This is a genomic window from Puia dinghuensis, from assembly GCF_014642875.1.
GTDB classification, from domain to species: domain Bacteria; phylum Bacteroidota; class Bacteroidia; order Chitinophagales; family Chitinophagaceae; genus Puia; species Puia dinghuensis.
The window spans coordinates 440,439-452,672 of record NZ_BMJC01000003.1 but is presented as its reverse complement, the minus strand read 5'-3'; the positions used below and the strand labels follow the sequence as shown (position 1 = coordinate 452,672).

General features: G+C 53.9%; 9 protein-coding genes. 2 read left to right on the top strand and 7 right to left on the bottom strand.

The annotated features are described in order from the left end of the window. Positions 1–2: 2 nt before the first annotated feature. The 4 genes from mnmA to IEY39_RS15130 form a co-directional block, all read right to left on the bottom strand. Complete coding sequence (gene mnmA / locus IEY39_RS15145; RefSeq protein WP_188933004.1) at positions 3–1,109, bottom strand: tRNA 2-thiouridine(34) synthase MnmA; 1,107 nt, start codon at positions 1,107–1,109, stop codon at positions 3–5. Between the two features lie 40 nt (positions 1,110–1,149). Continuing rightward, on the bottom strand, positions 1,150–1,632 hold the full coding sequence (locus IEY39_RS15140; protein WP_188933002.1) for a hypothetical protein: 483 nt from the start codon (positions 1,630–1,632) through the stop codon (positions 1,150–1,152). A gap of 124 nt (positions 1,633–1,756) precedes the next feature. After that, positions 1,757–2,509, bottom strand: a complete 753-nt coding sequence (locus IEY39_RS15135) for a LytR/AlgR family response regulator transcription factor (RefSeq protein WP_188932999.1) — start codon at positions 2,507–2,509, stop codon at positions 1,757–1,759. Further along, positions 2,506–4,611: a tetratricopeptide repeat-containing sensor histidine kinase gene (locus IEY39_RS15130; RefSeq protein ID WP_188932997.1), complete on the bottom strand. Its 2,106-nt coding sequence runs from the start codon at positions 4,609–4,611 to the stop codon at positions 2,506–2,508. Before IEY39_RS15130 ends, IEY39_RS15135 begins: the two co-directional genes overlap by 4 nt. Positions 4,612–4,825: 214 nt before the next feature. Between IEY39_RS15130 and IEY39_RS15125 the strand changes: the two genes are divergently transcribed. Next, positions 4,826–5,263 carry a single-stranded DNA-binding protein gene (locus IEY39_RS15125; RefSeq protein ID WP_188932995.1) on the top strand — a complete coding sequence of 146 codons (438 nt, stop codon included), beginning with the start codon at positions 4,826–4,828 and terminating at the stop codon, positions 5,261–5,263. Between the two features lie 17 nt (positions 5,264–5,280). On the opposite strand, the gene IEY39_RS15120 is transcribed toward IEY39_RS15125, so the two are convergent. The 3 genes from IEY39_RS15120 to IEY39_RS15110 all read right to left on the bottom strand — a co-directional run bounded on the left by IEY39_RS15120 (position 5,281) and on the right by IEY39_RS15110 (position 11,168). Continuing rightward, positions 5,281–6,576 carry a hypothetical protein gene (locus IEY39_RS15120; protein ID WP_188932993.1) on the bottom strand — a complete coding sequence of 432 codons (1,296 nt, stop codon included), beginning with the start codon at positions 6,574–6,576 and terminating at the stop codon, positions 5,281–5,283. 65 nt (positions 6,577–6,641) lie between these two features. After that, the gene (locus IEY39_RS15115) at positions 6,642–8,054 is read right to left on the bottom strand and encodes a RagB/SusD family nutrient uptake outer membrane protein (RefSeq protein ID WP_188932991.1); all 1,413 of its coding nucleotides are present in this window, start codon (positions 8,052–8,054) and stop codon (positions 6,642–6,644) included. Positions 8,055–8,090: 36 nt separating this feature from the next. After that, positions 8,091–11,168, bottom strand: coding sequence for a SusC/RagA family TonB-linked outer membrane protein (locus tag IEY39_RS15110; protein WP_188932989.1), 3,078 nt, complete (start codon positions 11,166–11,168; stop codon positions 8,091–8,093). Between the two features lie 163 nt (positions 11,169–11,331). Between IEY39_RS15110 and IEY39_RS15105 the strand changes: the two genes are divergently transcribed. Then, entirely contained in the window at positions 11,332–12,234 is a 903-nt protein-coding gene (locus IEY39_RS15105; RefSeq protein ID WP_188932987.1) for a sugar phosphate isomerase/epimerase family protein, read from the top strand.

Here is a 12,234-nt window from a genome sequence, read left to right as displayed (position 1 = left end):
ATTTATTGCCCCCCTTTTTGTATTATACCACCCCCGATGACCTCATCCCCTTCATAAAAGACCGCACTCTGACCCGGGGCGATGCTCTTGGCCTTCTCATAGAACAGCACCCGCACCCGGTCGGCGGCCCCATCCGGATAAAGGTTGCTAAGTGTCCCCTTATCCTTATACCTGATCTTCGTCATCGTCTCCATCCCGGCCGACACCCCATCATATTTCATCCAATTGATCTTCCCGACAAACATCTCCTGCCGGTCGAGGTCTTCTTCATCCCCCAGCACCACCGTATTCGACCCGGGCTCGATCGCCGTCACATACACCGGCTTGCCAAGCGCAATATCCAACCCTTTCCGCTGCCCGATGGTATAAAAAGGATAACCCTTATGCTGTCCAAGGATATTACCGTGCTTGTCGACAAAATTGCCACCCGCCACCCGCGCTTCCAATCCATCAACGCGGCGCTTCAAAAATCCGCGGTAGTCATTGTCGGGCACAAAACAGATCTCGTAACTTTCGCTCTTTTTGGCCAGTTCGGGATAACCATAGTCGAGCGCCATCTGCCTGATCTCCGTCTTACGGTAAGGCCCAAGCGGCAACAGCGTCCGGCTCAGCAGGTCCTGCTGCAGCCCCCACAACACATAGCTCTGATCCTTTGTTTCATCCACGCCTTTGGCGATCGTATACCGGCCATTGGTATGCTGACGGACGATGCCATAATGCCCTGTAGCAATATATTCGCAATCCATGGCATCCGCCCGCTTCAGCAACGCCCGCCATTTGATATGGGTATTGCAAAGCACGCAGGGATTAGGCGTACGGCCAGCAAGATACTCGTCGACAAAATTCTCGATCACAAAACCGCCGAACTCCTCGCGGATATCCAGTACGAAATGCGGAAACCCATGCTGCACCGCGGCCATCCGCGCGTCATTGAAACTGTCCAGGTTGCAACATCCGGTCTCTTTCTTCGTAGCGCCCGCACTGGCATAATCCCAGGTCTTCATGGTGATACCCACGACTTCATACCCCTGATCATGCAACATCAACGCCGTAATGGTACTGTCGATACCACCACTCATTGCTACCAACACCTTGCCTTTCCTGCTCATAATTAAAAAATTACAAGCTGCAAATTTACGTCTCTTCCACTCATTTAACAAACGCGTGCAACACCCGCATCTCGCCATCCTGCACGGCTACCTCTTTCCAGGCCTTATCACTTTCCATATGTACCACGTATACAAGGTTTTGCGCGTCGCTCACCTCCTTTACCCAATTGATGCTAAAGTCATAATATGTGCTCCGCACCAGCTGCCGGACTTCCTGGGGCAGCCTGTCCTCGCCATACGTGAGGATGCTGTATATCCAGTTGCCTTTCTTGTCATACAGATAGACACCTTTTACAGGTCCATCGGTATACTCGGCCTGGTAACCCACCTGTAATTTATACCATTGCTCCCCTTTCTGCTCGCCCACGCGGCTCCAGAAATCCCGCGATGCCCTAACGGCCGCAGCGTCCGCGCCGATGGCATGTACATTCAATATAGAAGTATTACCCGATACCTGCGCGCGCGTGCTCACACCGGCAAGACAGAACAGCCCTGCCAGCAGTGTTCCCAATAGCTTTTTCATAATTTCAGTTTTACTTGTGAAATAATGAAACAAAGCTAATCCGGCACTATCCACGGCGTCAGCCAAAACACGTAACTGGTTGTAATGGGGGATTCATCAAGCGGCGCGGGTGAGTAGTTGGCGATTAAGGTCTGTTTGGTTGCAGGCGCTTTAACAATCCTTCTTTTCTGCTGCGGCTGACGTTGATAGACGACCCATCAGACATGACAAGATAACCGCCCTCGCCCTTTATATACTTGTTCACTTCATTCAAATTGACAAGATTGGAATGATGGACGCGCAAAAAACTATAGTCTTCCAGCAGCTCTTCTATTTCTTTTAAGGTGCGCGACGCCACCACCTTCTGGCGGTCTTTCAACGTCAGTATCGTGTAATTGCTATCGGAGACGCAATGGACGATGGTGTCCACCGCCACCATCTGCAACCCTTCCATGGTCGGGATCGCGATCTTGCTAAAAAGACCGGTGGGACTGGCCAACTTCTGCAGAAGCAGGTCTATCTGCTGGGGAAGGGGAGCCTGCAAGCGCTGCTCTGCCTTCTGTATGGACAACTGCAGCTCTTCGCGGTCGATGGGCTTCAAAAGATAGTCCAACGCGCTGAAGCGGATCGCCTTTATGGCATATTGATCATAGCTCGTCGTAAAGATGAGCTCGAAATTCAGGTCTTTCACCTTCTCCAGCAATTCGAAACCGTTCATCCGCGGCATCTCGATGTCGAGAAACAGCAACTGGGGTTTTTGTTCCCGAATGGACTCCAGGGCCTGGTGTCCCGAATGAAATACCCCGGCCACCTCCACCTGCGGGCAGTACCGGGCCAGCAGAATGGAAAGGGTCTCACAACAATAGGGCTCGTCGTCTACAATGATTGCTTTGATCATGAGATAGGTTTTACCGGCTCTTCTGCGAGCTGATCGATCTTTATTGTCAGGGTCACCTGTGTCCCGGCGGGAAGACCCGTGTCCTCATAAAGGTCGTCTATCTGGAAAAAATGTTGCATCTCCCCGGAGCCCGTCAACAGGGCCATGCGTTCGGCCGTTATCTGCAACCCCATCGATTTATGTTTCTCCGCAGATTTACTCTTCAGCAGCCCCGCCTGCTTCCGCCCGATGCCATTGTCCCGAATGATACAGGTGAGCGCACCGTCCTTCAACCGCATGCGGATCGACAGGAAACCCCGCTCTTCCTTATGCATCAGCCCATGCCACACGGCATTCTCGACAAAGGGCTGTATCAGCAGCGGCGGGATACGGATATCTTCGGTGTCCAGGTCTTCCTCCACATCGATGCGGTAGTCGAAAGCATCCTTGAACCGTAGCCGCTCCATATCCAGGTAAAGCTGCAATACTTCTATCTCATCGGCAAGGGTGATCGTGCTGTGACGCGAATGGTTCATGATCATGCGCATCAGCCGGGAGAATTTCGTAAGGTAATCGGACGCGGCCTCCGTCTCATGCCCAAGGATAAACCGGTTGATGGCGTTGAGACAGTTGAAGATGAAATGCGGGTTCATCTGCGAGCGCAATGCCTGTACTTCCAGCTCCTTGGCGCGTTGCTGCAATGCCGCCTTCGAACGTTCTCCCTCCAGCCGCTGTATCTCCAGCTCGTCCTCGGCCCGTTTGCGGCGATGGGCCTCATTCCTCCGCTTGAGCCGGATGATCCAGACATAGACCAGGCTCAGCAGGAGGAGCACAAAGATGCCCAGGATCAGCAGGTTCTTGGTCAGCATCTCCTCCCGCAGACAGACCTCCAGCAGTTGTTTCTCCTTATTCTGCAGTTTTATTTGCTGCTCATAGTCATAGGACGCAAACTTCCCCTTGGTCTGGTCATTCAGCACACTATCTTTCAAGACGATGTACCGGCGATAGTAGGCGTAGGCGCTGTCCGTCCGCCCTTCCCGGTCGTGCAGGAGATAGAGCTGCTGGCACCCGTCCCGGATATTCTGGCGGGCATCCGTCTGTATCGCTATCTGCAACCCTTCCCGCGCATAGCGGAATGCATCCGCATCCCGGTGCAGCCCATAATACGTGCGCGAGATATCCTGCAGACAGCGCATCATCTGGTTGCGATCGTTCATCTGTCGCTGATAGGCAAGACTCTTTAACAGATAGGGCAGGGCCGTCGCATACTCCGATCGATAGAGATAGTACTCTCCCTTGCTCACCAGGTAGCTTCGGAGTATTGTCGGCGCCAGGTGCGCACTGTCGAATTTTCCATAATAATACAGGGCGCTGTCGAATTTGTGCTGTCGCGTCAGCAGTTCGGCATAAACCATCAGATCCCAATAATCCGTCTGGCCCGGCCCTTTCCCGCCCAACCCCAGGTGAAAATATCTTTCTGCCGTACTGTAGTCCTCTATCTGTATGAACAACCCTGCCAGCGACAGGTATTGCTTTTTTGCCACGTCGGGTACATGGATGGTCTCGGCCCACCGGGCCGCATGGCGCAGGATGTCGAAGGCTTTCTCGTAATCGCCTCTCTCCCGATAGGCCTCCCCCTCCAGCGTTAGCATGTAGATCGCTTCCAGCTTTGCACCCGACCGGTTGGCATATGCTATTGCCAGATCATAATGCCGCAGGGCTTCGTCAAACCGGCTCTGCGCAAAAAGGGCAAAACCCAGCACATAGTGCGCCAGTGTGATCCCTTTTTTGTCATCCGTCTGGTCATACCATTCCAACGACTCCCGTGCCAGCTGCTCGGCCCGCGGGAAATCATTGGCATGCATATTCATAACAAATGCCTGGCAGGCCAGGGCCTGGGCGATGCCATGCGTATAACCTATTTTTCTGGACTCGCGCAAAGCTTCTACGGCATAGCAGTTGCTCGTGTCCATCGGCATTCCCCATTTATCAAACCGTACCCACCTGACGGCCTTTTCGTTAAGGCTGTCGATCCGCTTGTACACGGCAGAGTCTCCCGGTGTGGCCCATGACCTCACCGTCCCGGCAAGCAACAACACTGATATGACCAGAATTCTTCTCATGTACACCCTGGAAGGGCTCTCCCCTAAAGTTACTAAACCTGCTGGTTTTCGCCCTGCCGGTCGTCCCGGATTGAGCCGTTGACGCTCCCCCGGCCGCCACCGGTCATCCCCATTGAGCCATTGGCGCTCCGCCTCCGTGCGTAACTTTCGGATAACTTTGCCGCCTCCCACCCATAAAAGCTGTAAATTGGGCCCTTAGACAAACTTTATATATATGATTAAGCTCCAAGTAATCGGCAACCTGGGAAAAGACTGTGTCACCAATATGGTGAATGGAAAGAACGTGATTAATTTCAACGTGGCGCACACCGAGAAATTCCGCGATGCCCAGGGCAATCAGAAAGATAAAACGATTTGGGTGGAATGTGCATACTGGACAGATAGAACGGGAATTGCCCCCTATCTCAAAAAAGGCACCCAGGTATATGCTGAAGGCACTCCTGAAGTAAGAACCTATCCCAAGAACGACGGAACGACGGGCGTCTCCCTGACCCTGCGCGTACAAACCGTCCAACTGCTGGGGAGCAGAGGCTCCGAAGGGGGTGGCGGCTATTCCGGTGGCTCCGAAGGATACGCTTCTTCTCCGGCCGGCGCAACGAGGGTTCCCTCAGCAGGCGACATCACCGAGCCAATCGATGATCTTCCTTTCTAAGAGTTGTTACCCCCCGGCTAACGCCGGGGGTTTTTGTTAATAAAGGTTTCAATTTCCTCCCGGCTCACTGCCTTCTGCTGATCATCCACATTGATAACGATGAGAAATCCCTTCTGTCCCGGCGTAGATAAAAAGGCGTTCACGAGGTTGTTCTGCTCGCTCACCAGCAAATGCCCCGTCGTCGGGTTCCACAATTCCTTGGCACAGAGACAGCCCATCGTCGGCGTCAGGGGATAAAATGGCCGCCCTTTGAAATAGTCCGGATCGATGGTCGTCCCATGGGCGATGATCTCCGTCCGGCCGATGGCCCCCGCCGCCCAGGCTTCCATCATCGGCGAATAGTCCCGCCATTCCGGCGGCAGCAATGCCCGGTATCGCTGTAGTGAATCTTCACCCGTCGCGGAGTGTCCTGCCTCACCCGCCGCTGTATCCACATCATGAAAATAAGCACTCCATTTCCCCTCTCCGGGCAACAGCATTTGCAGGTTCGGGGTCGGACCGATGTAGTTCGTTCCTGACACCGCCGTCCCCTGGATACTGTACACTCCCTGCGGGGTATTCCCATTGGTGAGGAAGTATGGCAGCCCCGGTCCCGATCGTGCTAATTGCTCGAACACCTGCAACCGCCCGTTGCCGTCGCGCACAAAACTGCCATCCGCATTCTGGACGATGGCCAGACCCGGATAATCCCGGTGCCATCGCTGGAAGGAATAGATCGTCTTGACACCCGTCGCCCCGCGGTAAGCAAACAATTCCCCGATGGCCGGCATCTTGGGTCGTACAAAACTCAGATAGTCCTGCAATTCCCGCAGAACGGCCACTGTGTCATAGCCGGGAAACTGTTCAACCATCTTTATCTTCAACGTATTCGCATGCTCCACACTCCTGTCCGCCCGATAGAGATAAACGGCGCACAACGCAAAGAGGCGGGCATCTGCTTCCTTCGCCAACACGGCGCCCACCTGCTGCTGATAACGGAGAGGCGCAACTGCGTACACGGCCTCCAGCAAGGCCCGCTTCGTATCATAGGAGAGCTGGTCGTAGCCCGCAAACAAATGGTCGAACCCCTGCATCACCACCGGCGAGTCAAAAAGGAATTGCTCTACGGCCCAACACCCGGACAGGTAACCATCCTCCGAGTTACTGTCCAGCGGCGTCGAAAAATGTTTGGCGACGACCCTGTCACGCAGGTCTTTCTCCAACGCCACCCGCCGGTTGTACAACACGAAATCGGTATGGATATCCTCCCGCGGGGTCTGCGCCAATGCCTGCGCCGCCGTCACTAACAGTACCAACCCAAGTAAATGCTTCATTTCACGAAATTACAAAAGCCGCCCTGATGAGCGGCTCTTGCGTTTATGTAAGACTCTGTGGAACGCTAGTACCCCGGATTCTGCTGCTTCGCAATATTCGGATTCGCCAGCAGCTCCTGCTGCGGAAGAGGCGAAATGCGATAATCGTTCGGATAGGCGATGCTCAGGCCATTACCCTGCGCCACAGATCCATTATTCGTGGCCCGGTTGATAGGCAATCCAAGCCGGTTCATGTCGAACAACCGATCTCCTTCAAAAGCGAGCTCCTTGCGCCGCTCTTGCACAATATCGGCGATCAGCGCCGGGCCGCTATCGGTATACCCGCCAAAGGCGCCATCCCTTGTCTGCGCGACGCTGTTGACATAACCCTGTGCGGCGGTGGTCTGGCCCAATCTCGCGGCTGACTCCGCGGCGATGAGGTAGACTTCTGCCAGCCGGATGACCTTCAGGTTGTCCCGGTCGTTGTTTTGTGCGTTCGGGAACTTGTTCACGAGGTAGGCCAGCGCCCCGCTTTTGGTAGTGCCCTGTATCAGCAGAAAGAGCCGCACATCAGTAGAGTCGAACAGGCCTGCTAATTGCGAAGAACAGTAGATATCCTGGTAGCCGTTGATATAGATGGCGCCAAGGTCGTCAAACGCGTTGTTGTTCACCGGGTCGCAGTCGATCTCGAACATCACTTCCACCGCATCGGTATGAACCCCGGGGTTGGCCCAGAAGCTCAGGAAGCTGTTAGCCGACACGAGGGTGAAAGGGCCATTATTGATCACATCCTTCGCCGCGGTAAGCGCGTCCGTATAGTCGCCCATATACATATACACCCGGGCAAGCAGCCCCTCGATGGCATATTTGCTCAGCGTCACCGAATTGACATAAGCCGGCGCCGTAGCGAAGGCCTTGGTCAGATCGCTAACGATCTGCCGGTAGACCGCCCCTACCGAACTGCGGGCGGGTGTTGCCGTGACATTGTAATGCAACACCAGGGGAACGCCCATCGCGCTGCTGTCGGACGTATACGGCGTAGCCCAGATGTTCACCAGTTTGAAATAAAGCAGGGCGCGGATGGCATAGGCCTGGGCCTTTATGGCGTCGGTGCCGCTGACATTGGCATCGATGATATTGTTGCACCGAAGGATGCCGGTATAGCTTTCCCCCCACATATCCCGGGTTACCTGGTCGGTCACCGGTATGGCATCCGCATACTGATAAAGATAACGGCCGGAATTCCGGGCCTCTACAAAAGTATTGTCAGCCATCAGGTCGCCGATCACCAGGAAGTCGCGGCCGAACTGATCGACATTCCTGATCTCGGCATACGTCCCGTTGAGGTCGCTCTGAAGGGCGCTCGCCGAATTAAGCGCATCCGGGGTAGGCAAATTGTTGGACGGCGTCTTGGTAACAAAAGACTTCGAACAGGACCCCAGTATCGTACCCGCCGCAAGGACGATGAGGAGATGTTTATAAAGAAATGCGTTATTCATGATCGTGATTTTCATTTTTTAGGAATAGGTACAAGTCTAGAATCCGACCTTGATGCCGCCGGCAAATGTTTTCGGGATCAGCACTTCAAGATTGGTCGTACTGTTGATGCCCGATTCCGGGTCAAACGGCAGGTTCTTGTCCGTTCCAAAAGTCAACAGGTTCGTCCCCCGGATATAGATGCTGATACTGCCCAGCTTCGCTTTTTTCATAAGGTCTGCGGGCAGATTATAGCTCAGCTGGAGATTTCGCAGGCGGATGAAATCTCCCTTGTACAACCAACGGGTAGATGGACTGTTGGACAGGTTGTTCCCACCGATGAGCAATTGCGGTACATCCGTCTTGTCTCCCGGCTTCTTCCAGGCGTTGAGCTGGGTGGTGAATTGGTTAAGGACGCCGTAGTACTGGCCGTCGCTGTTGTAGTAATTATACCAGCTGTCGAAAATATAGTTCCCGAAATTGTAGTAGAACTGGAAGTCCAGGCTCAAGCCTTTATACGTAAACGTATTGGTGAGGCCGCCATAGACGGACGGGGAGGCGGAATGGTTCAGCGCAAGGCCAGCGCTGTCATAGCCGCCGGTGATCTGCTTCTTCGTCCCGTCGGTATACCACTGGGGAGCCCCGGTTTGTGTATTCACCCCGGCCCACTGTTGCAGGTAGAATTCCTGCAGATCGTGTCCCACCGTATAGTTGAAATCACCAAAGGGAATGGGCTTATTCTGGTACAGGGCCGTCACCCGGTTGATATTATGGGCGATGTTAAAGCCGATCTGCCAGGTGAAGTCCCGGGTAACCACCGGGCGGGCATTGATCGTTACTTCTATACCCTTGTTTACGACGCTGCCGATATTCTCATTCTGGCTGCTAAAACCGCTGGTGAGCGAGAAGGGCACCGGCGACAAAAGGCTGGTCGTTTCCCGGTGATAGTATTCGATGGTTCCATCGATGCGGTTCTTCAGCACCGCGAAGTCCAATCCGATGTTGAAGGAGTTGTTCTTCTCCCAGGTGAGGTTGCTGTCGCCGACATTGTTGGGCACCAGCCCGGGTTGACCGCTGTAGTTGCCGCCATAAGTAACGGCTTGATAGGAGTAGGTTCCGCCGTAGGTAGGCAGCGCCGTATACCGGCCAAAGCCATTGGCATTACCCGTTTGTCCATAGGAAGCCCGCAGTTTCAGCAGGTTGAACAGGTTCTGTTGCTTCATGAATTGCTCTTCATTGATATTCCAGCTACCTCCCACCGAATAGAACGAGCCCCAACGGTTGTTGACCCCGAAGACGGAAGACTCATCCCGGCGGAAGCTCCCACTGAGGATATACCGGTCCTTGTAATTCAGATCGCCGATGGCAAACTCCGAAAACTGCGAATTTTCTTCGGGCCAGGCGCTGGCCAGGGTCGGCGTGGATGTGTTGGCGAGATACTGCAGCGCGAGTGTTTTGGGAAAAGAGTGACCGCTCGCCTGCAGAGTATAATATTTGGTATCCAGCGCTTCGATCCCGCCTTTGAGATCGAAATATACATCCCCATCCTTATTTATATTCTGCCGCCAGTCGGCAAAGTTCGACCAGGTGTACGTAAACACCCGGGTATAATTGGACGAAGCATCCCCGCCATCGGCATAACCATCGCCATAGAAGGGGTTGCGGTATTGGTCTTCCTGGATGGCGATATACTCCCCGGCCATCCGGCTCGTCACCTTCAGGTTATCGAGGATCTTCAGTTCACCCGTTGCATTGCCCCTCACTGCCGTTTGTTGTTCCAGGTTGACATTATAGGCCGCCTGTACTATCGGATTGAAGATGCCGCCGTTGAGCCCAAATTCTCCAAGGGTATCACTGGCGCCATACCGGAAAGAGCCGTTGGGATTCCTTGGGGTGTACCAGGGCATCAGGAAGAAGCTGGCCAGCACGGGGTTGGCGAAGGCGCCCCCATTGGCAGGGGTATGCTGGGCAGTGTTGCTGGCATTGATATCGGCCGTCAGCGTAAACCGGTCACTGGCCTTGTGCGTCACCGCCAGCGATCCGCTAAACCGTTGAAAATCTGAAGCGATCGATGTTCCCTTCTGGTTGAAATATCCCGCGGATGCATAGACGGTGGTCTTATCGCTGCCGCCGCTGAGACTCATATTCAATTGGGTTTGGTTGCCCGTCTGGCTTACGGCGTCCAACCAGTTGGTGTTGTACTTGGTCCAGCTGGCCGGAAAGCCGATGAAATTGGGGTTGGTGATCAAGGCATCGGCCTGCGCATTGTTGGTGGCGAACTGGGCGTTGATGATCGATTCCCGCAGCACCTGCTGGTATTGTGGGGTCGTCAACGGCTTGTTGGAAGGGTCGAAGGCGCGGCTGTTCTGTCCCACTTCGGCCACAACATTGATCTTGCTTTTCCCGGCCTTGCCCTTCTTCGTCGTCACCAGGATAACCCCATTGGCGCCGCGGCTGCCATAAGGCGCCGTGCTAACAGCATCCTTCAGGATAGTGATGCTTTCAATATCATCCGGGTTCAGCGTGCTCAGCGGGTTGGCCGTGGTCGTATTGACGCTAAGGTCTGCTATCGTAGCGACCACCCCGTCAATCACCCATAGAGGACTTGCACTGCCATAAATAGACCCAATGCCCCTGATACGGATGTCCGTCGCCGAGCCCGGCGCACCGGAAGTAGAAGATGCTTGCAGACCGGCTACAGCCCCTTGTAATTCCTTGTCTACCGATGTAAAGGGTTTGTCGGCAACCAGCGTCCCGGACACCGTCTGTACCGATCCGGTGACGTTGGTCTTTTTCTGGGTACCATAAGCAACCACCACCACTTCATTGAGGTTTTGCTGAGTACCCGGTTTCATTTGTATGGTCCCTACCGTGGTCTTCCCGGAAACGTCCACTTCCTGGGTGGCGAAATTCACGGCTGAAATGACGAGAGTCTTTGCCGTGGAAGGCGCCGTCACCGTAAAAGTGCCGTCAGTGCCGGTACTCGTACCGCGATTCGTGCCTTTTACCGATACGCTCGCCCCTGCGACGGGGACCCCGTTCGCATCTGTTACCGTACCTGTAATGGTGTGATTTTGTGCCGTCACCTGGTCGATCAACAAGGCAAAACAGCATAAGAAGAATAGAAACCTTCTCATAGAGATGTAGTTTTGTGTGAATAAATGTTGACTCTGTGCTTATCAAATGTAAATATAAACGCATATAGATGCTATACAGTTGTTAGGTGTTTAGCACGCTAGGAGTCGCAAAAAACGCTTAATTTCAGTGCTTTATTTTCCAGACCAGACAAAACAAAGCATCATGAAAAAACTTTTCTGCGGCTGCTTGCTATCCCTCGCTACCCTTTTTGGCCTATCCGGCTGCGGTAGTTCTGCGGGTAATTCCGATGCAGCAACAAAAGATTCTACCGCCGCCACAGGCGACTCCTCCACTGCCAACGTCACTAAAGACTGGAAGATCGGTGTCCAGTTATGGACCTTCCATGTTGCCGGCCCCTTTGTAAAGGCACTCGACAAAGTCGACAGCGCCGGCCTGAAATATGTAGAAGCTTTCCCAGGTCAGCCTCTCGGTGGGAACATGAAAGACAGCTTTGGCATCCGCATGTCGGCCGCCAGCAAGGCTGAGATAAAACAACTGTTACAAACCAAAGGGATACAGATAGTGGCCATGGGCGTCATCTCGCCCCGGACCCTCGCCGAATGGAAGCAGTACTTCGATCTGGCAAAGGAGTTTGGGCTTAGTTATATCACCGCCGAACCCCTGAAAGATCAATGGGACGGGATAGACAGTCTTGCCGGCATCTATGGCATCAACGTCGCTATCCACGACCATCCCCGCCCCAACCCCTATTGGCACCCCGACTCCGTCCTCGCCGCTATCAAGGGCCATAGCCACATCGGCTCCTGTGCGGACGTTGGCCATTGGGTACGCAATGGTCTGGACCCCGTAGTATGCCTCCAGAAACTCGAAGGGCATATCTATGGTGTCCATCTGAAGGATGTCGACTCCGCCGGAAATACGAAGGCAATGGACAGGGTAGTAGGAACCGGCGTCATCAAATTCACGCCTATCTTCCAGGAATTGAAGCGCCAGCATTTCAAGGGCATGTTCTCCATCGAACGCGAGGACAACTGGTATAATAATGTCCCCGACGTGATCTCAACGGTAAAATTCTATAACGCTGAAGTAAGCAAACTACAATAA

What these genes read in the sequence shown, in the direction of transcription:
- mnmA (WP_188933004.1), bottom strand. Translation starts at nt 1,109, where the DNA reads ATGAGCAGGAAAGGCAAGGTGTTGGTAGCAATGAGTGGTGGTATCGAC.
- IEY39_RS15140 (WP_188933002.1), bottom strand. Translation starts at nt 1,632, where the DNA reads ATGAAAAAGCTATTGGGAACACTGCTGGCAGGGCTGTTCTGTCTTGCC.
- IEY39_RS15135 (WP_188932999.1), bottom strand. Translation starts at nt 2,509, where the DNA reads ATGATCAAAGCAATCATTGTAGACGACGAGCCCTATTGTTGTGAGACC.
- IEY39_RS15130 (WP_188932997.1), bottom strand. Translation starts at nt 4,611, where the DNA reads ATGAGAAGAATTCTGGTCATATCAGTGTTGTTGCTTGCCGGGACGGTG.
- IEY39_RS15125 (WP_188932995.1), top strand. Translation starts at nt 4,826, where the DNA reads ATGATTAAGCTCCAAGTAATCGGCAACCTGGGAAAAGACTGTGTCACC.
- IEY39_RS15120 (WP_188932993.1), bottom strand. Translation starts at nt 6,576, where the DNA reads ATGAAGCATTTACTTGGGTTGGTACTGTTAGTGACGGCGGCGCAGGCA.
- IEY39_RS15115 (WP_188932991.1), bottom strand. Translation starts at nt 8,054, where the DNA reads ATGAATAACGCATTTCTTTATAAACATCTCCTCATCGTCCTTGCGGCG.
- IEY39_RS15110 (WP_188932989.1), bottom strand. Translation starts at nt 11,168, where the DNA reads ATGAGAAGGTTTCTATTCTTCTTATGCTGTTTTGCCTTGTTGATCGAC.
- IEY39_RS15105 (WP_188932987.1), top strand. Translation starts at nt 11,332, where the DNA reads ATGAAAAAACTTTTCTGCGGCTGCTTGCTATCCCTCGCTACCCTTTTT.